The organism is Romboutsia sp. Marseille-P6047, assembly GCF_900604535.1.
Classification (GTDB): domain Bacteria; phylum Bacillota; class Clostridia; order Peptostreptococcales; family Peptostreptococcaceae; genus Romboutsia_E.
Genome location: NZ_UWOT01000017.1, coordinates 33,917 through 58,346 on the forward strand (window position 1 = coordinate 33,917; position 24,430 = coordinate 58,346).

At 29.7% G+C, this 24,430-nt stretch carries 27 protein-coding genes and 5 tRNA genes; 30 read left to right on the forward strand and 2 right to left on the reverse strand.

Annotation, left to right across the window (positions count from 1 at the left end; translation table 11 throughout):
* The first annotated feature begins 260 nt into the window (after positions 1-260).
* The 11 genes from EIH23_RS14085 to EIH23_RS14135 all read left to right on the forward strand — a co-directional run bounded on the left by EIH23_RS14085 (position 261) and on the right by EIH23_RS14135 (position 7,286).
* Entirely contained in the window at positions 261-1,199 is a 939-nt protein-coding gene (locus EIH23_RS14085; RefSeq protein WP_122641071.1) for an iron-hydroxamate ABC transporter substrate-binding protein, read from the forward strand.
* A 97-nt stretch (positions 1,200-1,296) separates the two neighbouring features.
* A complete protein-coding gene (locus EIH23_RS14090) occupies positions 1,297-2,310 on the forward strand; it encodes a FecCD family ABC transporter permease (protein WP_122641072.1) in 1,014 nt (337 codons plus the stop codon).
* Complete coding sequence (locus EIH23_RS14095) at positions 2,311-3,327, forward strand: FecCD family ABC transporter permease (protein WP_122641073.1); 1,017 nt, start codon at positions 2,311-2,313, stop codon at positions 3,325-3,327. It begins immediately after the preceding gene.
* A gap of 42 nt (positions 3,328-3,369) precedes the next feature.
* Positions 3,370-4,155 carry an ABC transporter ATP-binding protein gene (locus EIH23_RS14100; RefSeq protein WP_122641074.1) on the forward strand — a complete coding sequence of 262 codons (786 nt, stop codon included), beginning with the start codon at positions 3,370-3,372 and terminating at the stop codon, positions 4,153-4,155.
* 9 nt (positions 4,156-4,164) lie between these two features.
* Complete coding sequence (locus tag EIH23_RS14105) at positions 4,165-5,517, forward strand: MATE family efflux transporter (RefSeq protein ID WP_122641075.1); 1,353 nt, start codon at positions 4,165-4,167, stop codon at positions 5,515-5,517.
* Positions 5,518-5,728: 211 nt separating this feature from the next.
* Positions 5,729-5,804 (forward strand) — tRNA-Lys (locus EIH23_RS14110).
* Between the two features lie 5 nt (positions 5,805-5,809).
* A tRNA-Glu gene (locus EIH23_RS14115) sits at positions 5,810-5,884 on the forward strand.
* Positions 5,885-5,889: 5 nt separating this feature from the next.
* A tRNA-Val gene (locus EIH23_RS14120) sits at positions 5,890-5,965 on the forward strand.
* A 7-nt stretch (positions 5,966-5,972) separates the two neighbouring features.
* Positions 5,973-6,049, forward strand: a tRNA-Asp gene (locus EIH23_RS14125).
* Between the two features lie 11 nt (positions 6,050-6,060).
* Positions 6,061-6,135, forward strand: a tRNA-Thr gene (locus EIH23_RS14130).
* Between the two features lie 119 nt (positions 6,136-6,254).
* Positions 6,255-7,286: a threonine aldolase family protein gene (locus EIH23_RS14135; RefSeq protein ID WP_122641076.1), complete on the forward strand. Its 1,032-nt coding sequence runs from the start codon at positions 6,255-6,257 to the stop codon at positions 7,284-7,286.
* Between the two features lie 40 nt (positions 7,287-7,326).
* Here EIH23_RS14135 and EIH23_RS14140 read toward each other — a convergent pair whose 3' ends face one another.
* Positions 7,327-8,316 carry an ATP-binding protein gene (locus EIH23_RS14140; protein ID WP_122641077.1) on the reverse strand — a complete coding sequence of 330 codons (990 nt, stop codon included), beginning with the start codon at positions 8,314-8,316 and terminating at the stop codon, positions 7,327-7,329.
* An 8-nt stretch (positions 8,317-8,324) separates the two neighbouring features.
* Positions 8,325-9,377: a DnaD domain protein gene (locus EIH23_RS14145; RefSeq protein WP_122641078.1), complete on the reverse strand. Its 1,053-nt coding sequence runs from the start codon at positions 9,375-9,377 to the stop codon at positions 8,325-8,327.
* 96 nt (positions 9,378-9,473) lie between these two features.
* On the opposite strand from EIH23_RS14145, the gene EIH23_RS14150 reads away from it, so the two are divergent.
* From EIH23_RS14150 to EIH23_RS14235, 19 genes are all read left to right on the forward strand, one after another.
* Entirely contained in the window at positions 9,474-10,940 is a 1,467-nt protein-coding gene (locus tag EIH23_RS14150; RefSeq protein ID WP_122641079.1) for a M1 family metallopeptidase, read from the forward strand.
* A gap of 87 nt (positions 10,941-11,027) precedes the next feature.
* Entirely contained in the window at positions 11,028-11,825 is a 798-nt protein-coding gene (locus EIH23_RS14155) for an MBL fold metallo-hydrolase (protein WP_122641080.1), read from the forward strand.
* A gap of 18 nt (positions 11,826-11,843) precedes the next feature.
* Entirely contained in the window at positions 11,844-12,323 is a 480-nt protein-coding gene (rlmH, locus tag EIH23_RS14160) for a 23S rRNA (pseudouridine(1915)-N(3))-methyltransferase RlmH (RefSeq protein WP_122641081.1), read from the forward strand.
* Between the two features lie 186 nt (positions 12,324-12,509).
* Positions 12,510-13,607 carry a hypothetical protein gene (locus EIH23_RS16455; protein ID WP_206425660.1) on the forward strand — a complete coding sequence of 366 codons (1,098 nt, stop codon included), beginning with the start codon at positions 12,510-12,512 and terminating at the stop codon, positions 13,605-13,607.
* 20 nt (positions 13,608-13,627) lie between these two features.
* The gene (locus EIH23_RS14170) at positions 13,628-14,938 is read left to right on the forward strand and encodes a DNA cytosine methyltransferase (protein ID WP_122641082.1); all 1,311 of its coding nucleotides are present in this window, start codon (positions 13,628-13,630) and stop codon (positions 14,936-14,938) included.
* 69 nt (positions 14,939-15,007) lie between these two features.
* Complete coding sequence (locus EIH23_RS14175; protein WP_122641083.1) at positions 15,008-15,358, forward strand: hypothetical protein; 351 nt, start codon at positions 15,008-15,010, stop codon at positions 15,356-15,358.
* Positions 15,359-15,450: 92 nt separating this feature from the next.
* A complete protein-coding gene (locus EIH23_RS14180; protein ID WP_122641084.1) occupies positions 15,451-15,786 on the forward strand; it encodes a hypothetical protein in 336 nt (111 codons plus the stop codon).
* A gap of 1 nt (position 15,787) precedes the next feature.
* Positions 15,788-16,372 carry a hypothetical protein gene (locus EIH23_RS14185; RefSeq protein ID WP_122641085.1) on the forward strand — a complete coding sequence of 195 codons (585 nt, stop codon included), beginning with the start codon at positions 15,788-15,790 and terminating at the stop codon, positions 16,370-16,372.
* A gap of 100 nt (positions 16,373-16,472) precedes the next feature.
* Positions 16,473-16,730: a Mor transcription activator family protein gene (locus EIH23_RS14190; protein WP_122641086.1), complete on the forward strand. Its 258-nt coding sequence runs from the start codon at positions 16,473-16,475 to the stop codon at positions 16,728-16,730.
* 22 nt (positions 16,731-16,752) lie between these two features.
* Positions 16,753-17,001 carry a hypothetical protein gene (locus EIH23_RS14195; protein WP_122641087.1) on the forward strand — a complete coding sequence of 83 codons (249 nt, stop codon included), beginning with the start codon at positions 16,753-16,755 and terminating at the stop codon, positions 16,999-17,001.
* 6 nt (positions 17,002-17,007) lie between these two features.
* Positions 17,008-17,469: a hypothetical protein gene (locus EIH23_RS14200; protein ID WP_122641088.1), complete on the forward strand. Its 462-nt coding sequence runs from the start codon at positions 17,008-17,010 to the stop codon at positions 17,467-17,469.
* 86 nt (positions 17,470-17,555) lie between these two features.
* Positions 17,556-17,846, forward strand: a complete 291-nt coding sequence (locus EIH23_RS14205) for a DUF960 family protein (RefSeq protein ID WP_122641089.1) — start codon at positions 17,556-17,558, stop codon at positions 17,844-17,846.
* Between the two features lie 13 nt (positions 17,847-17,859).
* Positions 17,860-18,168, forward strand: coding sequence for a hypothetical protein (locus EIH23_RS14210; protein WP_122641090.1), 309 nt, complete (start codon positions 17,860-17,862; stop codon positions 18,166-18,168).
* 222 nt (positions 18,169-18,390) lie between these two features.
* Positions 18,391-19,374 (forward strand): hypothetical protein, encoded by a 984-nt coding sequence (locus EIH23_RS14215; protein WP_122641091.1) that lies wholly within the window; start codon positions 18,391-18,393, stop codon positions 19,372-19,374.
* Positions 19,375-19,527: 153 nt separating this feature from the next.
* Positions 19,528-21,381, forward strand: coding sequence for a DUF927 domain-containing protein (locus EIH23_RS14220; protein ID WP_122641092.1), 1,854 nt, complete (start codon positions 19,528-19,530; stop codon positions 21,379-21,381).
* A gap of 72 nt (positions 21,382-21,453) precedes the next feature.
* Positions 21,454-21,579 (forward strand): hypothetical protein, encoded by a 126-nt coding sequence (locus EIH23_RS16780; RefSeq protein ID WP_279265944.1) that lies wholly within the window; start codon positions 21,454-21,456, stop codon positions 21,577-21,579.
* 157 nt (positions 21,580-21,736) lie between these two features.
* A complete protein-coding gene (locus EIH23_RS14225; RefSeq protein WP_122641093.1) occupies positions 21,737-22,087 on the forward strand; it encodes a hypothetical protein in 351 nt (116 codons plus the stop codon).
* A 158-nt stretch (positions 22,088-22,245) separates the two neighbouring features.
* The gene (locus EIH23_RS14230) at positions 22,246-22,605 is read left to right on the forward strand and encodes a hypothetical protein (protein ID WP_122641094.1); all 360 of its coding nucleotides are present in this window, start codon (positions 22,246-22,248) and stop codon (positions 22,603-22,605) included.
* 170 nt (positions 22,606-22,775) lie between these two features.
* Positions 22,776-24,419 (forward strand): recombinase family protein, encoded by a 1,644-nt coding sequence (locus EIH23_RS14235; protein ID WP_122641095.1) that lies wholly within the window; start codon positions 22,776-22,778, stop codon positions 24,417-24,419.
* Positions 24,420-24,430: the final 11 nt, after the last annotated feature.

A 24,430-nucleotide genomic window follows, 5' to 3' on the forward strand; every position in this document is an offset into this window, starting at 1 on the left:
AAAATATTCTGATAAAGCTCTTTTTGTTTAGGTTTAGATAATAAATGATATAAATATATCCTAAGCATGATAGTTATTACTAATAAATGTCAGAAAATGTTGAAAAATATCAAAAAAAATAAAAATATGATTAAAATATATTGACTAATACAAAAAAGAAGATATAATAAAGATACAAATATAATGATAGTGATTATCATTAGCTAAAAATGATGATAGAATATATACAGATTATAAGAATATAAAGGAAAGGGTAGAAAATGAGAAAAAGAAAATCTATAGCATTACTTACGGTAGCAGCACTATCTATCGGAATATTAACAGGATGCTCAAGTAATAATGATTCAAATAATGCAAAAGAAGAAACTAGAGTTGTAAACTCTGTAAAAGGTGAAGTAGAAATACCTTCTAACCCAGAACGTATAGTAGATATTTCTGGAAGTAGTGAAGAATTAGCTATATTAGGACATGTTCCAGTAGCTACAGCGAATGTAGATTCATACGCTACAGATAGTATACCTTCATACATGGAAGATAAATTAGGAGATGCAACAGTAGTTGGACACTCTATGATGGAAACTATGGATGTTGAAGCTATAATAGCAGCAGAACCAGACTTAATAATAATGGCAGAAAGACAAGAGCCAATATATGAAGAATTATCAGAAATAGCTCCAGTAGTTATGATAGAAGATTTATCTAATGATTGGGAAGCTAAATTATTAGGAATAGCAGAATTATTTGATCAAAAAGATGAAGCTCAAAAATGGTTAGATGCTTATTATGAAAAAGCAGAGTCTTTAGGAAATGAAATAAAAGAATCAAATGGTGAACAAACTTATGTTGCAGTTTTAGCAACTTCGGGGCAATTTATGGTATTTAGTGAAGGTGGAATAGGAACAATAATAAATACTGATATGGGACTTAGTAAACCTGAAAATATGCCTGCTCAAGATAGTATAACATTACCAACAGTTTCGATTGAAGGATTAGCTGAGATAGATGCGGATCACATAGTTGTTATAGCTGATGCATCAGAAAAGGCAAACTTAGAATCAAGTTCAGTTTGGTCTGAAATAAGAGCTGTAAAAGATGGAAATGTAACTATACTAGATGCAAGTCCATACTTCTCTCAAGCTTATAATCCAATAGGAAGAGAGTTATTATTAGAACAATTAAAAGATGAATTAATAAAATAATATAATTAAGTAGGTGTATAAAATAGGTTTATTTTTGCACCTACTATTTCCGTTTCTATAGAAAATGTGTAATTTACCAATTTAAGGAGGGTATAAGATGGGTAGATCTAAAAAAAGAACTAAAACTTATTTGTTAATGATAATCGGAATAATACTTCTTATAGTTGGTATAGGTTTATCAGTTTCAATTGGTGCAAAAAATATTGATATTAAAACAATAGTTCAAAGTTTGTTTAGTAGTGAAGTAAACTTAAGTAATAAAATAATTACAGATGTTAGAATTCCAAGAGCGCTTGCAGCTGCTTTGGTCGGAGGTTTTTTAGCAGTTTCAGGAGCAATAATGCAAGGAATTACAAGAAACCCAATTGCAGAGCCTTCTGTAATGGGTATAACTCAAGGTGCGACATTTACAATAGCAATAGCATTTGTATTACAAAAGATATTTCCAGACTTAATTATAAATAGTTTTGTATTAATGATATTTGCATTCTTAGGCGCAAGTATAAGTGGTTTATTAGTTTATTTTGTAAGTTCTAGGTCAGCTAGAAAAGTAGATCCAGTTAAATTAGCTTTAGCAGGTACAGCGCTAGGTACACTATTGATATCGTTAGCAACAGGAATAGCTATGTACTTTAATTTATCTCAACAACTAAGCTTTTGGATATCTGGAGGATTAATAAGTGCTAAATGGCAAGGTGTTAATTTACTATTAATAGTAGGAGGAATAGGACTTGTAGGAGCAATGTTTATGGCACCTAAAATAACGATTTTAAGTTTAGGTGAAGATGTTGCTATAGGATTAGGTCAAAATACAAACTTAGTTAGACTTATATGTTTATTAATAGTTATATTATTAACTGGAGCATCGGTTTCAGTTGCAGGAAACATTATATTTGTAGGCCTTATAGTACCTCAAATTGTAAAGTCTATTGTTGGTTCTGATTATAAATACATAATACCAGCATCAATGATATTAGGAGCTGTATTATTAGTATATAGTGATATTATAGCTAGGATGATAAACCCACCATATGAAACACCAATTGGCTCATTAACTGCTTTATTAGGTGTTCCAATGTTTATATACCTTGTAAGAAAGGAAAATAAATAAATGATAGATGTAAAAAAAGATAAAAAATTTATATATACAATAGGAATTATAACTTCTTTAATAATAATTACATTTTTAGTAAGTTTAAATATGGGATCTTTAAAAATTGGAGTTATAGATGTGATAAAAACTTTTTTAGGGCAAGGTTCAAGGGCGCATGAAATAGCTTTATTTAGATTGAGATTGCCTAGGATAGTAATTGGAATTCTTATAGGAACTGCTCTTGCAGTAGCAGGTGCAATACTCCAAGGTGTAACTAAAAATGACTTGGCCGACTCTGGTATATTAGGGATAAACTCTGGAGCCTCATTATTTGTAGTTGCATATATATATTTTATGAATGGGAATGTATATGATGGTGTTAGTAATTTCACAGTATTTACAATGCCAATAGTAGCATTGTCTGGTGCTTTATTTGGAGCATTCTTAATATACATTCTTGCATGGAAAAATGGTATTAATTCATCAATGCTATTGTTAGTAGGTATTGGTATAAATACTGCATTTACATCTTTACTTACGATATTCCAACTTAAATTTACTACACAAGAGTTCAATAGAGTATTAGCTTGGACATCAGGAAGTATATGGGGAACAAATTGGAAGTATGTAATGGCTGTTTTACCATTTATATTAATATTTATGGGGATTACACTTTATAAATCTAGATATTTAGATATATTAAATTTGGGGGATGAAGTTGCTACCGGATTAGGTGCAGATGTTGAGAAGGAAAGAAGAAGATTAATAATATATGCAGTTATTTTAGCTGGTGTTGCTACATCTGTAGCAGGTAGTATAGCATTTTTAGGACTAGTATCTCCTCATATAGCTAGAAGATTAGTAGGTCCAAAACATAAAAGGTTAATACCAACATCTGCTCTTATAGGAGCATTAATTTTATTAATAGCAGATACTATATCTAGAAACTTATTGGCTCCTATGGAGATACCAGTAGGAATAGTTATTTCAATAATAGGAGTTCCTTATTTTATATACTTAATGTTAGCTGATTAAACTTGAAAATATAATTACCTTTAATACGGAGGAAGTAGTAATATGTCTTGTATAGAAACTAAAGATTTAAATATATCATATGGAAGCTTAGATATTGTTAAAGATTTAAGTCTAAGTATTCCAAAAGGAAAAATAACAACAATAATAGGAGCTAATGGTTGTGGAAAATCAACAATATTAAAGACTGTTGCGAGAATTTTACAACCTAAAAGCGGAAACATTTATATAAATGGAAAAGATATAAATAGTCAAAAAACAAAAGATCTTGCTAAGGTGATGGCAGTTTTACCACAAAGTCCACAAGCTCCAAGTGGATTGACTGTAGAGGAATTAATAGCATACGGGAGATTCCCTCATCAAAGCGGTTTTGGAAAATTAAAAAAAGAGGATAATAATATAATAGATTGGGCATTAGAAGTTACTGGTATATCAGAATTTAGAGATAGACAAATAGAAGCACTATCAGGAGGACAAAGACAAAGAGCGTGGATAGCAATGGCTCTAGCACAAGAAACTGATATACTTGTTCTTGATGAACCTACAACATACTTAGATTTAGCGCATCAACTAGAGGTATTAAATCTATTAGAAGAATTAAATAAAAAACAAGGTACAACTATAGTAATGGTAATACATGAGCTTAATAATGCAGCTAGGTTTGCAGATCATATGATAGGAGTCAAGAAAGGTCAAATAGTATGTGAAGGAAATGCACATGATGTTATGACTAAAGAAAACTTAAAAGAATTATTTAATATAGATGCAGAGATAGTATCAGATCCTAGAAATAATAAACCAGTATGTATAACTTATGACATGGTTAAATAAGGTGATAAAATGGAAAATCAAAAATTACTAAGAGAAGAAAGAGTAGGGAAACTTTTATTGAGGTATTCTGTGCCAGCCATTTTAGCAATGATGGTAACTTCTCTTTATAACACAGTAGATAGAGCTTTTATAGGATCAATGCCAAATGTAGGAGCATTAGCTATATCTGGATTAGGTGTAACTATGCCTATGTTTACAATAATGGGTGCATTTGCAGTAGCTATATCAGTAGGTGGAAGTACAAATATATCGATAAAATTAGGAGAAAATAATAAAGAAGAAGCTGAAAGAATATTAGGTAGCACATTCGCCCTAGAATTATTTGTAGGTGTGTTGATAAGTATATTATCTATATTTTTCTTAGATAAAGTATTATATATATTTGGAGCTAGTGAGCATACTATAAAATATGCTAGAGAATATATGAGTGTAATTTGCTCTGGAGCAGTATATAATTTACCTGGATTTTCATTAAATGGAGCTATAAGAGCTGAAGGAAATCCGAAACTTGGGGCAAAAATGATGATAAGTACATGTATTTTAAATTTAATTTTAGATCCAATTTTTATATTTGGATTTGGGTTTGGAATTAAAGGTGCAGCGATAGGAACTATAATTTGTCAATTATTTGTATTTATATGGGCTTGTTATTATTTTACAAAAGGAAAATCTACACTAAAATTAAGGTTGAAAAATATAAGGCTAGATAAAAAAATAGTAAGAACAATTGTAGTAATAGGATTAACTCCTTTTGCAATGGAGCTAGCAGCAGGATCAATACATCTAGTAACAAATAAAGTATTAAAAATATATGGAGGGGACTTAGCTATTGGAGCGATGACAGCAGTAACATCTGTATTGCTTATGTTCTTAATGCCTATATTTGGATTGAGCCAAGGAATGCAAACTATAATTGCCTATAATTATGGTGCAAAGCAATATGATAGAGCAAAGAAAACATTAGGATTAGCTTTAATCATATCTTCTATAATACTTACATTAGGACTTATAGCAGTAAAGTTAGTTCCTGAATTATTTGTAGGTATCTTTACCAATGATTCTGAACTAATGAAACTAGCAGTTAAAGGTATAAATTTAAATCTAACAACACTACCTCTAATAGGTGTAAGTATTTTAGGTCCAGTTTATTTCCAATCTATAGGAAAAGCTAAGTTATCAATGTTATTAACACTATTAAGACAAGTAATTTTATTAATACCTATAATTTATATAATACCAAAACTATTTGGATTAAATGGGGTTTGGATATCTCAGCCTATTTCAGATATAGGAGCTATGATAATAGTAGGTATATTTTTAATTAAAGAATTTAAAAAAGAAAAAATAAAATCTTGTGCATAAAAGTATGTTTTTTTAATAAAAATAAAAGGCAGTATAAAAAAATAATCCTTGGATATATTGAAAATACTGCCTTTTAAGAAAATAAAATAAAAAAATAAAAAAAGTTTTAAAAAAGTGTTGACGAAATATATAAAAGTATATATAATAGTATTTGTGAGTGAGAGAAACGACGAAATAAGTCGAAAAAAGTAACTTACAAAACATGAAAGATGATCCATTAGCTCAGTCGGTAGAGCACCTGACTTTTAATCAGGGTGTCCCGCGTTCGAGTCGCGGATGGATCACCATTTATGGCCCATTGGTCAAGCGGTCAAGACACCGCCCTTTCACGGCGGTAACAGGGGTTCGATTCCCCTATGGGTCACCATTCCCGGGACTATAGCTCAGCTGGGAGAGCACCTGCCTTACAAGCAGGGGGTCACAGGTTCGAGCCCTGTTAGTCCCACCATTTATGCGGCCTGGTAGTTCAGCTGGTTAGAATGCCAGCCTGTCACGCTGGAGGTCGAGGGTTCGAGTCCCTTCCAGGTCGCCAAAACACACTTTGCTGGTGTGGCTCAACGGTAGAGCAGCTGACTTGTAATCAGCAGGTTGTAGGTTCGATTCCTATCACCAGCTCCAATTAAACGCTTAGATTAGTCTAAGCGTTTTTTTTTATTGTTTAAAATAAAAATATAGAGAATTTTATCTAAAGATGGTAGTATAAATTTATATATTATAAAAGAATATGGGGGGAAAATATGTATAGTTTTAAGAATGATTATAGTGAAGGGGCTCATCCTAAGATATTAGAAAGCTTATTAAAGAGTAATTTAGAACAATGTGAGGGGTATGGTAAAGATACATATTGTGAAGAAGCTAAGGAATTAATACAAAATAAACTAAATAATAAAGATGTAGATGTTCATTTTATATCAGGAGGAACACAAACTAATTTAATAGCCATATCGGCTTTTTTAAAGCCTTATGAAGCTGTTATATCAGCTAATACTGGGCATATATATATAAATGAAGCTGGATCAATAGAGTCTACAGGGCATAAGGTAATAGGTGTAAATGTTAAAGATGGTAAACTTAGAAGAGAGGATATTTTAGCTGTTTTAAGTAAATACACAAATGAGCATGTAGTTAAGCCTAAATTAGTGTATATATCGAATTCAACAGAGATAGGTACAATATACACAAAATCAGAGTTAAAAGACTTAAATGATGTATGTAAAGAAAATAATTTATTATTATTTATGGATGGTGCAAGATTAGGATCTGCACTTTCTTGTAAAGAGAATGATTTAACATTTGAAGATATAAGTAGATTAACTGATTTATTTTATATAGGTGGAACAAAAAATGGTGCGCTTTTAGGAGAAGCCCTTGTTATATGTAATAAAGACTTACAAGCTGACTTTAGATATAATTTAAAGCAAAAAGGAGCAATGCTTGCTAAAGGCAGATTACTTGGAATTCAGTTTTTAGAATTATTTAAAGATGATTTATACCTTGAAATAGGACGTCATGAAAATTATATGGCAGATATATTAAGAGATGGTATAAAAAAACTTGGGTATGAGTTTTTAGTAGATTCACCTTCGAATCAAATATTCCCTATATTTAGCAATAACATAATTAATGAATTAGAAAGATACTATGGATTTAATATATGGGAAAAAGTTGATGAGGAAAGAAGAGCGATAAGACTTGTTACTTCTTTTGCAACAAGTGAAAATGATTGTATAGATTTTATAAAGCTACTAACAGAGGTAACAAATAGATAATTAAAATAAAAAGTAGAAGAAATACCTTAAGTATTTTCTTCTACTTTTTATTTTCCCACCTTAAATCTTTACCTATAAATTTAACCATTTTGAACCTATCAAAAACTCTAGAGAAAATTCTCTGAGCATATTCTGAGCCTAGTTGCATAGGTGATAGATTTGTAGATATAATTGTTTTCTTTCCTGATAATAGTCTAGTATTTATAATATTAAATAATTCACTATTAGTAAATGAATTTGTAAGTTCTGTTCCTAAATCATCTATTATTAGCAAATCACAGTCAAATAAGTTTTCATAATTATCTTTACTTATATGGCTATCAGAATTTTTAAACTTATAGTCTTCAATAATTTCAAACATTTTAAATGCTGTTTGATATATTACAAGGTAACCTTTATCTAAAAGTTCTTTTGCTATACAGTTACACATGAAAGTTTTTCCAAGGCCTGTATCGCCATAAAATAATAAATTTTCTCCATTATCTTTATCAAAATGCATAATAAACAATTCGGCAATAGATATTATTTCTAAAATATTTTCATATGGAGAAACATTAGAGGCTGATATTTTTTCTTTTGAAAATATTGATGTATCTAAAGTAGAAAAATTTTGGCTATCTAATACTCTAGATAAATTAGACATCTTGTAGGCATCATTTATAATTTCTTGCTTTAAGCAGTTACACTTATTTCCATTTTTTAAAAATCCTCTATCATTGCATATATTACAGTTATACTGCACATCCAAATACCAATCTGGAACTTTATACTGTTTTAATAAAAACTCTTTCTTAGATCGAAGCTCAGCCATTTTTTCTTTTGATTGAAGTAAAATTTCATCTTTATTAGATGGATTAGATAGAACTAGTTTAGTTAATTTTAAACCTATTTTAGATACTTCATCATCGATATTTTTTATTTCTGGAATTTGGTTGTATACATCTTTTTTTCTAATTTCTAAATCTGATTCAGCCTTATCACGCTTTCTTTCATATGAAACTAAAATCTCTCTTAATTTAGATTCTTTCATTTAATCACCTACTTAAATTTACCTTTTTGACTTTCTTGAAGTAATTTTTCTAGTTCATCAGGACTATAATTTGTAAAAGTTTGATTTATATTATGATATCTAGTTTTTACTTGAGGAATATTACTAGTTTTATTATTAGATGACTTCTTTTCTGTTTTAGTTTTATGCTCTTCATCTAATAACTTAACATCTTCTAAAGTTTTTACATTTTTATCTTTCCACTTTTCAATTATTCCATTTATATAAGATATAGATGGTTTTGATACATTTTTAGATTTAGAACATGCTTCAAGAATTACCTCTATATCCATGTTGTATTTATCTAACCAAACATTCATTATGCGCTCTTCTTCTTTAGAAGGCTGTCTATAAAATCCTAATTCATTGAATATAGTTTTATATAGTATATATCTTTCTTTTCTTACAGCAAAACTATTTTCTATATCTTGAGGTGTATATAAATTAGAATCATACCAACTTCTCAGTATAGATTCAATGTATCTAACTGGACGAGCAGCACCGTGTTTATCTTTTACATATTGATAAGCATATATAATCATATCTGGATCAAGATTATACTTATTCATAATATCTAATATATTAATTTTCTCACCAGGATCAAGATATCTTCCAATTATTTTGTTAATAGAGTTAAACATATTTCTAATGCTAGGATTTTCAGCAACGGAAACAATGCTATCACTATTAGATTTTATAGAGGTTGTATTAATATGCATATTTTCCATATAAAATCTCTTTAGGTCTAAGAATTCTATAGAGTAGTCATAATCATTTAATCCGTCATTTTTATGCATTTTAATTATGCTTTTTTTCTCCCAAAACTTCCAAGCATCAATTACATCTGATAATGGGACGTTCAAATTTTTAGCAATTGATTTATTGTCAAATTTAGGATTTGAACTAGAATCGCAAGCCTGTCTGTATCCTAAAAGATAAACTTTTACGTATAAACCATTTGCCATAGGCATAAATATATCTATGAAGATATTGGCAATTGTAGTTTCACCTAAATCTATTTCATTTACTTCCTTAAAAAACATTTTATCACCTCAGATTAGATTATATCATAAAAGGTATTACAAATTTATCTTGTAAATATTTTTTCAAATTATTCATGAAAAATAGGAGGAGATAATTTGGTTATTAAATTTACTAAAAAGATAAGACGAATAACTTTGAGCATAATTGTGTTAATAATATTGTTAGGAGGGGGGATATATCTATTTAATAAAAATGATTCTAAAGAAACATCTAAAATTAAAGAGGAAAGTAGAAATCAATATACAATAGATGTTATTTTGGATGATGAAAGTAAAAGAATGATGTGTAACCAAAATATAATTTATGTAAATAAAACTGGAAAAGAAATAGACAAGATATACTTACACATATACCCAAATGCATTTTCAAAGAAAGAATTGGCTCCTTTTGAAGAAAGTGAAATGTCACAAGCATATCCAAATGGATTTAATGAAGGGTATATAGATGTAAAAAATGTACTTAATAATAATGATAAGTTAGAATATAGTATAACTGGAGATAAAAATGACATATTAAAGGTAAATTTGGGAAAATCAATTAAAAGCAATGAAAAAATTTCAATAGATTTGAAGTATACTATAAAAATACCAAATTGTTTAGGAAGATTTGGATATGGGGAAAATACTATAAATGTAACTAATTGGTTTCCTATAGCATGTGTATATGATGATAGAGGTTGGAATTTAAAAAGTTATGAATCTGTAGGTGATCCTTTTTATAGTGATACTAGTGATTTTAATGTAAGTATATTAATACCTAGAAAGTATGATGTTGGTTGCACAGGAAAGATAGTTAGTGAAAAACATGATGATGAAAAAATATTTTATGAAATAGAAGCTAAAAAAGTAAGAGATTTTGCTTTTATATTAAGTGATAAATTTGATATTGATACTGATTCATATAAGGGAGTATTGATAAATACATATAATTTAAATAGTGAGTTTTCTGAATATACGACAGAAGTAGCAAAAGATTCTATAAAAATTTTTAGTAATTTATTTGGTGAATATCCATACGATACGTATTCTGTAGTAGCTAGTGATTTTTATATTGGAGGAATGGAATACCCAACTTTGGTAATGATAGACCAAAGTATATATAAAGAAAATAAAAAATTCTTATTAGAATACATTATAGCTCATGAAACTGCACATCAATGGTGGTACTCGGTAATCGGTAATGACGAAATAAGTGAGCCTTGGCTAGATGAAGCTCTTACTGAATATTCTACTGTACTTTATTTTGAAAACAAATATGGAAAAGATGTAGGGTCTAGACTTATGAATACTATGGAGATTCAAAGTAGAAACTATTTAAGTCAGAACATTTTTAAAGCAACAACTCAATATAAAGATTCAACTGACTATAGCTTAAATGTATATACTAAGGGTGCTGTGATTTTCAATGAAATAAGAAATAAAGTAGGGGATGATATATTTTTTGCTACATTAAAAGAATATTATAGTAAGTATATGTATGAAAATGTAAATGGAGCTAAATTTGTTGAACTGTGGAAAGAAAAGGGAGTAGATATAGACAAAATTATAAGTGAATATAAATAGATTTAAAATAGAGCATTAAAAAATATTTAATGCTCTATTTTTTTGGTATAATATAATCTAATGAGACTATGAAGAAGAGGTGGCAGGATGCTAAAATATTGTTCAATAGGAAGTGGAAGTAGCGGAAATTGTCATTATGTAGGGTATAAAGACACTAATATATTAGTTGATGCAGGCCTTAGTGGTAAGAGAATAACTACAGGATTAAAAGATATCGAAGTTGATATAGATAAAGTAAAAGGAATATTTATAACACATGAGCACTCTGATCATATAAAAGGTGCAGGAATAATATCTAGAAAGTTTGATATACCTATTTTTGCAAATATAAAAACATGGTGTTCAATGAAAGATAAAATTGGAGATATAAAAGATAGTAACATGAAAGTCTTTGAAAATGATAAAACTTATTCATTAGGAGACATAATAATAAGACCATTTTCAATACCACATGACTCTGAAGATGCAGTTGGATATAACTTCTATGCAGGAACTAATGATAAGATATCGATAGCAACAGATATAGGTCAAATAACCGAAAATATAAGAAAACATTTATATAAATCTAAGTTAGTTGTTTTAGAGTCGAATTATGATCCAAATATGTTAATGATGGGAAGCTATCCATATTCATTAAAGAGGAGAGTAATGTCAGAAGAAGGACATTTATCGAATGAAGATGCTGGAAAATTTTGTGTAGAGCTTGTAAAAGAAGGAACGGAACGAATACTATTAGCTCATTTAAGTAAAGAAAATAATTTTCCTGAGTTAGCTTATGAAACATCAAAAGGAATATTAGCACAAAATAATATAATTGTAGGACAAGATATAAAATTGGATGTATTATCAAGAAGTGAAGTTTCAGATGTTTATAAACTTCTGTAAAAGAATAAGGAGAAATATATGAATATAAACATAGTTTGTGTCGGCAAGATTAAAGAAAAATATTTAAAGTTAGGGATAGATGAGTTTAAGAAAAGATTGACTAAATACTGTAAGCTAGATGTAATTGAATTAGATGATGAAAAGGCACCTGAGAACCTAAGTGAAAAAGAGATGCTTATGATAAAAGATAAAGAAGGTAAAAAAATCTTAAGTAAGATTAAGAGTAATAGTTATGTTATAGTTTTAGCTATTGATGGAAAGAATTTATCTTCGGAAGAGTTAGCAGATACTATGAGTAAACTTGCTATTAGAGGGAATAGTCATATTACATTTGTAATAGGAGGTTCTTTAGGTTTATCTGATGAAGTACTAGGTAGAGCCGATTATAAATTATCATTTTCTAAAATGACATTCCCTCATCAACTTATGAGGTTAATATTATTAGAACAGGTATATAGAGCTTATAGAATAAATAATGGTGAACCGTATCACAAGTAACGGAGCGCGGTTTTGAAAAGTATACAAAAGAGGATAAGTTTGTTAAATAAAGATTGATGTATTGGTTTTTTAATCAATACATTTTTTAATTTTAAAAGTATAGCTGAAATCCTTTTAAATTTTTGACTAAAATATATATGTATAGTATCATAAGTTAGTTAAAGATAATATTAGGGGGATTAAGTTATGGAAGAGTTTAAACTACATGATTTAATAATTAAAGATAGTAATGTACAAAAAGATATATGCAGTATAATAGGTTCTGATTTTGATAAGTGTGAATTCATACACGAAGATAGCTATATAAATGAAATTACAGCAGATTTTACTATAAAGCAAGAGAATTGTGTAAAAGCTATAATAGAATGTAAGGGTTCGAATATTAGTGTAACTGACTATGTAAGAGGAATTGGTCAAATAATGCAATATGAAAACTTTATAGATAAGAAACTATCTACTAAAGGATATGAATTTGATTGCAATGCAAAGCCAATATTTTGCTTTCCATCATCACTAATAAGAAATTGTAAATTTAATATAGGACTACTTAAATATCCTGAAAAAGCTGTGATAATAGAAGTAAATGATAGTACACATGCTGTAAGAGAAATAACTAGAGACGAACTAAATAAATTAGAACAAGCTCAATACAGACAATTGGTTACGATAAGTCAATATTATATAAGAGATAATAGAATGTATGAGTTATATATACTTTTAAAGCACTTAAGCTATCTTAAACTAAAAGGAGAAACAGAGTGTAATAGAAGTAAAATGGAACAAGAATTCTTAATGAAGTTAGAGACACATAATAATAGAAATTGGAGGAATGCATTCATATCATTAGCATCTTTAGGATTCATAAATACTGATAATATGCCAACTGCAATAGGCATATCATATGGAGCTAAAGATTACGAAGAATTTGCATCAGATGTTTTTGAAACATATTTAAGTCCATATGTAGAGCAAATATTTAAGGTACTTGAACTGAATGGTCAGTCTGTTGTATCCTTAAATAATACTAAAATATGTGAAGAAATTAGAAATAACTTTAGAGGAAGAGATGTATTATTCCTAACAGAGTCTGATGGAAGGTATATGTCGAGCTGGTTAAATATATTGAGAGATGATTATGGATGTATAGATTTTGCACCAAGAAATTCAACAAGAACTATAAAATACAATCCATGTAAATTTAATAAAAATAGTTTGAAAAAAGAAATAAAAGATAATTCAATAGCCTATGAATATATTGATAGGTACTATAGTTTGATAAAATAGAGGAGCGTGACAAAAACAATATGTATACAATATTTGAGACTTTTGTAGGAGCCGGAGGAGCACACATTGGATTTAAGCAAGAAGGATTTGTATCTAAATATGTAAATGATATAAATGATAAATGTATAGAGACTCTTTTATACAACAATCCAGAAATTAGAGAGACAGCAATGGTAGATTTAAGAAGTATAATAGACATAGATCCTAATGAGATGCTTGAAAAAACAGGTATGTCTCAAGGAGAAGCAGATGTATTCTTTGGCGGAATAGTGTGCAAAGGTTTCAGTATGGCAGGAGAGAGATGCCCAAATGATGAAAGAAACTACTTTTACCACAAACAACTAGAGATAATAGATAAGATTAAGCCTAAGATAAGTATAATAGAAAATGTACCAGGGCTTATAAATGCAGAAGTGTTATCTCAAGATACTCCAATAGAGATAAGAAATGAAATAGATGAGCTATGGAAAGAATTGGAGAATTATAAAGGAAAGAAAGCACATCTTAGGAAAATTGGGGGGATAACTAAGGAGTTTGAAGATGAGGGTAAAATATTAAGAAATAAAAAAGAAGCTTTACTAAAAGATATAAAGAGAGAAGGATATTTAATTTCTGTAATAGATGATATAAAGAATATATATAGTCAAATGGGATATGATGTATATCACAGAGTATTAAACTCAGCATGGTATGGTTCTGCTACAAAGAGAGAGCGTATTATAATTGTTGCGGTAAGGACAGATGTGGGTATACCATTTGAATTCCCTAAACCTACACATATGGATGAAACTATAGAGAAGGGGTCTAAGGATTTAGTAGATAGAGAAAATGATAATTTACTAAAACCTAAAACTATATTTGATGCATTTGAAGAGATAGATTATTCAGATGATAAAGATATAGATAACTTACCTATGAAGCATAATCCAAAGACTGTAGAAAGATTTAAATATATACCAGCAGGTGACAGTATTGCAAATCATATAGATAAATTACCTGATGATTTAAAAATAAGTAAGTTTTATTCAAGAGGGAGTACTATGAGATTAGATGGAAATAAATGTAGTCCAACATTAGTACCAGGACATAGTAATTTCCCAGTACATCCAGTAGAACATAGGAGCATAACAGTTAGAGAAGCCGCGGCTATTACTGGATTTCCGATAGATTACAAATTCTTTGGAAGCCATTCAAAAAGATGTGAACATGTAGGGAATGCTGTACCACCTGCTTTAGCTAGAGCATTAGCTCAGTCAAGTAAAAAACTGTTAGATGAATATTATAATAGATTAGATAGTTTAAATGAAGTAGCAATTACAAGAGAAGATTAGTAGATATAAAGTGGGTGAATATTAAGTATACTTAATATTTATCCACTTTTTTAATTAGAGGAGTATAAGATGAAAAGAAAATACAAACAAATGATAATAGAGGAAATAAATAAAGTAGATAAGAACTTTAGAGAAAATAGACAAATATATCAATCAATAGCAGATAGAATATTTGGAGAACGAACTACTATCTACATAGATAATACAGAAGATATAAGTAGATACATAGTAGAAATACATTTTGAAGATTGGAACTACTATGAAATAGAATTAACAGATGAAGATACAGTAGATGAAGTAGTTGAAAATCTTCTAAAAAATCTAGTGTTAGAAAGATTCATGAATAAGCAAAATCCAGAAGTAAACTGGAATAATGTAAGGTACTTTGAGAAAGAAGAAATAAACTGTAGTAAAAGCTAACTTCAAATATATATTATAACTACGATAGAGCTAGATGGAGCAAATATACTTCATCTAGCATATTTTGTTTCCAAAAATAAGGAGGAAGAGTAATGATAATAATCATTTGGAAAAAACAAGACTTGGATTTAGTAAAGGAGCTACCGACAGAAGTACTATCTGCAATAGAAACCACTATAGAGATACTAGATGAAAACTATGGTACAGAAAGAACTGCGAAAAGCTTAGGTGGATACGTAGCTGTAGTAGATAAAGAAGGGATAGAAGAGTTAAAAAAACATCAACTAAAAGGAATAATACCTGAATACATAGACGAAATAGAAGGAGCTGAATACATTTCAGCTCTATTTTTGTGCTCAAATGACTTTTCAATAGTAGTTGTTTGTAAGAAAGAACTAAAGAATCTAATAGAATGTGAGGAGAACTAAGATGATAAATCAAAACTCAGAAATACTAAATAAACTATTTTTCACAGAGTTACAAATGCTAGTAGAAAAATACAATAAAATAGATGAAGCTACTAAGAAAAACATTGAAAGCATAGTAACTAACTTAAAAGATGAAGAGTTACAAGCATACCTAATGAGAAATCCAAATAAGTTGCTAGAGATGCTACAAGAAATTGATGAAGTAGACGAAGACGTAGTAACATTTTTTGTTTGGTACAACTTAGAAATAAAACCAATAAGCATACACAAATCTAAGGAGTGCATTGAGGAGCTAAAATCAAATAAGTACATAGAGATAGAAGAATATCTAATCTATCAAGATGAAAGGTACTTAAAAGAGTATGCGAGAGAATTATTAGAAGATCGGCTAGACCAAGAGTACTATGTGGATAAGCTATTTGAAAAAGAAACTATAATTGAAATGTGGATAAACAAGACAACTAAAGATGAAATGATAGATGAAATTGTGGATAGTGGGGACTTGGAAGAAACACTAGAACTATATCCACAAGAAGCTTTTTCAATAGGAGGAATACAATACAAATACGCAGAGTTAGAAGAGTAAAACAAAGGAACAATAGGTGGAACTTTTCAAGGGATAATTACAGAAGAAACTTTCTAAAGAAGTAGTTATTATTAATAGGTACTGACAGAGGAGGTGAATCATGAAAAAAGATAAGAGTGACTATAGAGGAATCTATGCAGAAATGGTAGAGATCTTAGGTGAAGAAATTGTAAAGATGATACATAAGCACTATAAAGGTCAACAAATAAATCTACCTATGAAATTGCATTCAGATAAGTACGTAAAAAAGTACATCATTGAAAATAAGGATAAGAAAAGCTTAAGAGAGATGGCTAGAGAACTAGGTTACTCTGATAGATGGGTAAAAAGGTTGGTAAATAAATTAAGTACAGAATAATAACATTTGGAGGAAATTGAGAATGTCAGCAATTTTAGGATTAATAGTAGGAACAGTAATATTTTTTCTTATAAATGAATCAGTTAATATTACATACTTTGGATGTGGAGCAATAGCAAGCTTTTGGTTTACATGTGTCTTACTTACTACAGCAGGATTTATGTTGCTAGGAGGATTTGTACTTGGATTACTAAAATGGTTAGTAATTGGAGGAGTAATACTAGCGATAATAGGTTTTATTGGAAGTAAAATTAATGGTAATGAGGAGTAATTAAGCATGATAAATAAAAACGTATTTACAATAATAGTAACAACTATAATGATTGCTATGATAACAGGCTGTACAAATACAAGTATGAGTTCAAGTACATATTCAGATGACTACAATAAAGTATCAGAAATAAGTACAACTAGCTTAGCAATATCAGATGCATATGATAACTCAGGGAGTAAAAGTGAGTTCAAAAAAGAAGCAAAGAAAATAATAAAAGATTTAGAAAAAACTAAGATGAAAACAAAAGAAGGTAAAGAAGTACTAAATGCGTATGTAGAAATATCAGAATGCCTAGTTGATACTATTGTAGACAATTGGAATAAAGGAGTACTTCAAGTTACAGGGGATAAGAAACTAATTCAATTAGAAGCTAAGTTAAAAGAGAAGATTTATAAATTTGATGAAAAAATAGAAGAGTTGAAAGTAGAATCAGGATTCTACGAAATGTTAGAAGAGCTAAAGTAAAGATAGAAGAATAAGAGTAGTTCAGAAGAGATAGTATATAAAATACTATCTCTTTTTCTATGTTCAAAATGAAAGGATGAAGATAAATGTTAGATAAAGATAGATACTCAACGAGAGGTGTTTCAAAGGAAATACCATTTGAAATACAGCTACTACTATGGTCAATGATAGAAGATGTGACAGTAAAAAAGGACTACTTACAAGTCTTCGAGATAGAGCCTGTAAAGGATAACTTATTAAAGATAGAACACAGACAAGAAGTGCCGAAGTACAAAAAAGAAATTGTAGTAAGAAACGTGGGAATAAATTCTAAAGTAAAGATATTTGTAATTAATGATGGAGAATATTCAACTATGATGCTAAGTGAAGAGTACTAGAAGGAGAATTGTAATGAGTAAAGTAACAAAAAACACCAAATACTGCTTAGTATTAAGACAAGCAAAAATAAGAGACAATAATGTTGCATATGGAATAGAGAAGATTTTTGTAAAGGGATTAAATCAAGAAGAAATAAGGTTTGTGTACTTTAAAGATACAATAAGAAAGAAAGAACAACTGATAGTAAGACCACTAGACTTACCAGAAGATGACTTAATAAAGTTGATGGAACTATCAATAAAACAAAATGTGTTCTCAAAAGAGTTTGTAGGTAGGCTAAAAGAGATTCTTAACAAGTATGAGGAAAAAACATGTCAGTAGAACTATTTGTAGCAGGAGTAACATTTGGAATATCAATTTTCAAGACAGTAATACAACAAAGAAAAGAATACTAAAATAAGGAGGGATAGTAAAATGTGGGGATTTGTAATAGGAGCAGTACTAGGATTAGGAATTTGCATAGCAATAGAATTGATGGTTTCTACTAAAGCTATATTGGTATAAAATAGACTAATACTAAAAAAATGATAAGGAGATAGATAAATGAAAAATATGTTAGAACAGCTAAATGAAATGGTAACTCCTTTGGAAACTAAAGAAAGGTCATTGAATGATATAATTGCAGATGCTTATTGTGAAAGATACAATATAGAAAGAAGTGAATTGAATACATCTTTAGATAGTAGCTATAAAAACTATAGAGATGAACAAAAATTAAAAATATCTCTAATTGCTAAAAATTTAGATAGGGATATCAAAGAGTTTCAGAAAAATTCAAATAGATACACTATCCCATTCAATGTTGCAGAAGTAATTCATCAATACATAGTAGAAGATAGTACAAAGGGTTCATTTGTAAGTAAAATAAAAAATAATAAACTAAATCAGGTAAAAAATGAAGAAAAGCTTGAATTTGTACATAAAGCATTTGATAGAGTTCTTGGGTCATGTAGAGATAGTGAAGACAGAGAGTATTGTGAAATACTAAGAAAAGAATATGTAGAAATGATAGATGTTCTACAAAAAGCTAATGAAAAGAAAGAAAAGCTAATAGAAATATCTAATAAAAGTATAAATAAGAACATAAAAACCATATACAATATAAAGGAAACAGATGGATTTGTAAAGTTTGGTACAGAAAATGGAGAAAAAAAGATACTTTCATCAAAGTATGAAAATAGTCTAACTACTAGAGATGCGGAAATTTTAGTAGATGCATACTCACTAATGATAGAAGCATTAAATGATAAATGGAGCAAAATTGTAGATGAATATGTTAAACAAAAAAGGCACTATGTTCTTTGGACGACATTTGAAGATGCAGAGAAGCTAATAGATTTAGAACTAAGTATGTTAAAAGATGCATTAGAAGTAACGTATAGAGAAAAGGATACAATAAAAGATAAAATATCTGAAGATGAGTTGAAAAAAATAGCAGAGTTTTTAGGAAGAGATACAAACTTAAAAGAAAATAAGATAACAAAGACATTAAAAGAAATAGAATCAATTGCAAAAAATGGCCAATAAGGTCATTTTTTTTGTAACAAATTCACAAAAATATCCCTAAGGGGGGGGAAATAAAGATAGTAACAACCATACATTTCAGTATGATCTTTCTGTGATAATATAGGTTCATAGCAACAAGACAACTAATAAAAACATCAAGGAGGAATATTTGCTATGGCTATAAAGAAAGTTGAAAGGAAACCACTAATAGTACCAGATTGGTACAAAGAGAAAGAAAAGGAGATGAACTTAGAGAACAAAGTTACTGTCAATGAAGATACATCGCAAAAGATTCAAGTAGTAGATAAAGAGGTTCAAGTGATAGATACTAAGGAAAGTTCAGAGGAAAAAGATACTCTTGAAGTAGAATTTGTAAATGATGAAGATGAAAGTATACCACAAGAAAATGATGAGTTTGAAGAGGTAGATAATAACTTACTAATCTCTAAAAAGTTAGGACTAATGGTTTTTGAAGGGGACAAAACTGCTAATTTACTAAAACTAGGGACCCCAGAATTAAACATAGACACAGGAAAGATAACACTCCCTCTTAACACTACTTACATGGGTAAAACAATTGAATTAAATGTACCAAAAGATCGTGTGTCTAGTAAGAGAGAAATCATTAAACTTAGTGCTGATGGAGCAGATGTAAATGAGATAAATGCTAAGCACCATATAAATGCAATTGCATACCAAGAAAAACATCTTGGAATGATACGAAATATACATAGTGAAATAGGTTACTGCATGTACAATGGCAAAGAAGTGTTTAAACTGTATGATGCTATAAACATAGATAGTAGGTACTGTGGTTCATTAGACATTAAACCAAAAGGGACATTAGATGAATACTTAAAAGACATAAAAAATCTAGTAATGCCGTATAGAAACATGTCTTTAGCATTTGCACTAGGAGTAAGTTCAGCAGTAGTTGCTAAATTAAATAAGTCATGTGAGGACATAAACACCTTACTTGCACATTTTGTAACTGAATCAAGTAAAGGTAAGAGTACGGCAACAATGTTAGCAATATCTGTTTGGGGAAATCCGAATTTAGGAGTAGGAGGACTGTATAATACTTGGAATTCAACAGAAAATGCACTAATAACCTCACTTACAGGTAACTATGGGGTAGCATATGCACTAGATGAGCTGTCAATGTCTAAAATAGAAGATACAACAAGCTTAATCTACAATATTGTTGGAGGAAAAGACAAAGCTAGACTTACTAAAGAGATAGAACTTAGAAAATCAGGAACTTGGGCAACTACAATAATTTCTAATGGAGAGGCATCTATACTAAGTAGAGCTAAAAATAATACTGGACTAGAAGTAAGGACATTAGAGTTAGAGGGGATAGTTTGGACAGAAGATGCAAAGCATTCTGACGAAGTAAAAGCATTAGCTAATAGAAACTATGGAGTTTTTGGATACAGTTTCGCAAAAAAGTTGGTTAACTGTTCGATAAATAAGATTAAACTACTATTTGAAAAAGAGAAGGAAATATTCTTAGAGAAGTTAAAAGAAAGTGGAACAGTAGATAATATGATTAGAAGAACTTCATCTAAGTATGCTTTAGTAACACTAACTGCAACACTAATAAATGCAGGGTATAGAGACTATGGAATACACTTAGACATAGAAGGAATAAGAGGGTTGTTGGTTGAGACAGAAGTAAAGAGCATACAGAGAAGAGGGATTAAAAGAAAAGCTGAGGATTGGTTGATACAATACGTAGAAACTAATGCATCTAAGTTCAAATGTGGCACAGAAAGCAACTCTAATGTAGACTACTGGGGAAGTAGAAAAGAGCTACCAAACGGAGAATTGGAGATTGCAATCTTAAAGAATAAGTTTGAAGAGATAATGAAACAAGGAAAGTTTGAAGATACAAACGTTGTACTAGATCAATTGAAGAAAGAAGGAAAGCTAGACTATGAAGAAGGTAGACTAACTAGAAAGAGAAAGATAAATGCTATAACAACACCAGTGTACGTAATAAAACTTAAGCTAAATGAAAAGTAAAGTGAAATAGTGAAAATTAAACTAGAGCCAAGTAATTGTAATTAAATAGAACATTAAAGTAAGAGGTGCAAAATGGACAACATAGGGAAAATGACTGAGACAGACGTTAAATGTAGTGCTGTGATTGAGATACTTAGTGATGTAATCCAAAACTACTTGATAAGAGAAGGTTCTGATAGTGAAAAGATTGAACAATAGATACTTAAAGGTAGGACATGTGAAAAATCACGTCCTACCAACATAAAATCACATACTGAAAGATTAGTAATATCAATAGGATAAGATAGAAATTCACGTTTTCACGTGAAAATTAAGATAGATAAAAAATAAATGTAAATAGACAGGAGATAGAAACATGGAAAGATACAGAGAATACAAATACCAAAACGTAGCAGTGTACATAAAGCCACAATTGAGAGATAGTGAGTCATATCTTCATACTAAGACTAGCATACTTACATTAGACCTATATGACTATGAGTGTGAACCAATAACAATGATAGATACAGAGGTTGAAGGAGACTATAGAGAACTAGAAAGATTAATAGAAATGGTTGAATGTTACAGAATTAGTGCAGTAATAATTTGGTCATATTCAGATATTGAAGAAGAGATGCTAGATAGATTAAAAGAGACATGTTATCAAAAAGGAATAGAGCTAAATGCATACAAGGAAGACATTCAAAGACAATACTTAGACTATTAGGGTAGTAAATAAGTAGAACGTGAAAAATCACGTTCTACCAACATAAAACTCACATGATAGAGATTGAGAAATAACAACGATAGAGCATAAATTTTCACGTTTTCACGTGAAAATTAAGATAGATGATAAAAAATAATAAGTAATTAAGGAGATAGACAATGAATACATGCAGAATGAACAAATACAGTAGTTACAAAAATGAGAATGTAGCAATCTATACTAAAAAAACATCAAAAGAAGAAGATGTAAATGAACCTTTTGTAGGTAAAGTATCATGGATGAAGCTGGAGTTAGAGTATTTCAATGTTAACATAGTAGAATTTGTTGATAGTCATGTAGCAGGAGACTATCAACAGATAAACAGACTAATAGAATTAGTAAAACAAGAGGAGATAAAAGCTATATTAATTTGGGATTTTGAAGAGATACCAGTAGAAATAGTAGGTAGGTTAGTAGAAGAGTGTAAAAGAAGAAATGTTTACTTGAATGGATTTCTTACAACAATTGAAATAATGTAACTTAGTAAATAATAAATAAAAATAAACTATACTTAAAAAATAGCGTGAAATCGTGAAAATAGCACTTAAACCATTGGAAATACACAAAGTTTAACGTGAATCTAAATGTATTTCCAATGTGAATTAGTGACAATAAGACGAGAAAATATCAACACTAGGAGGGAATTGACATGAGTAAAAAAGTAGCAATTTATTGTAGAGTTTCAACGGTAGAGCAGGCAGAAGAAGGATATAGTATTGACGAACAAAGAAGAAGGAACATAGAATACTGTGAAAAAGAAGGGCATGAAGTGTACAAAGTCTACGAAGATAGGGGAATAAGTGGTAAAAATATTTCAGGGCGACCTGGTCTGAAAGATCTCTTACAAGATTCTAATGCAGGAAAATTTGATTTAGTAATAGTTTGGAAACTAAATAGAATAAGTAGAAAACTAATAGACATACTTAACATAGTAGATACATTAGATAAAAATAAGATAGCATTTCGTTCTCTAACAGAGAGTTTTGAAACAGAAACTCCAGCAGGGAAGTTACAACTTAACATAATGGGAGCGATAGGTGAATTTGAAAGAGGTACTATAGCAGAGAATGTAAAAATGGGAATGATAGCAAGAGCTAGAGAAGGAAAGTGGAATGGGGGCAAAGTACTTGGATACGACATAGTAGAGACACCAAGTGAAGGAAAGAAGAGAAAAGAGACTAAACTAGTAATAAATGAAAAAGAAGCAATGACAGTAAGAAGAATATTTGAGTTGTATAGTGAAGGACATGGATACAAAGCTACTGTAAATAGAGTAAATCAAGAAGGTCATAGAAGTAAGAAAGGCAATGCATTTGCGACAGCCACAATAAAAGAGATACTAAAAAATCCAGTCTACATTGGAAAGATAAGATACAATTTAAGACAAGATTGGAATGAAAAAAGAAGAAGAAATATCAATCCTGACCCAATACTTGTAGATGGAGAACATGATGCAATAATAGATACTCAAACATGGGAAAAGGTACAAATAATACTAAAAGATAGGAGTAAAACTCACAATAGAGTCTATGATAGTGAGCTAATTCTAAGTGGACTACTAAAATGTCCTGTTTGCGGAGCATCAATGACAGTAAGTAGGTCAACTAGAAAAAGAAAAGATGGAACTAAAGTAGTAAATGAGTACTATGCATGTGGCAATTGGAAGAACAAAGGTACAGCAGTGTGCAATTCAAACTCTGTAAGGGCAGAAGTTGCAGATGAAGTTGTAATCAATAAGTTAATAGAGACAGTAAACAACGAGCTATTACTAAAAAAGGTAATAAACAACATTAATAAGAATAAGTCTAGTAAGCTAAAGCCCAAATTAGATGAAATGAACTTAGTAAATAAGGAAATTGATAAGCTAAATGGGAAGAAGAACTCTAGCATAGAGCTATTTGAAGATGGAATACTAACTAAAAATGAGTTAGCAGAGAGAGTAAAGAAATTGAATGAAGAGATAGACACATTGAAGTTTAGGGTAGATGAATTAAGGCAAGAGGTAATGTTAGCAGAAGGAGAACCAGTACCTTTTGAATTAGTAAGTCAAGTGATGAATAAGTTTGGACAAGTTTTCAAGGAGAGTAGCACAAGACAACAAAGAAAGCAGTTGTTAAACTTACTTGTGTCAAAGGTAACAATAGATAAGTCAAGAGAAATAGATACTATAGAGCTACAGATAAATGAAGATGTAATAAGATACTTAGTGAAGGAAGGGTCATCTGAAGATGAAGACCCTTCCTTTTTTCATGTTCATATGCTTAATTGTACTTGCTTGAAATTTGTAATATAATATATTAAAAC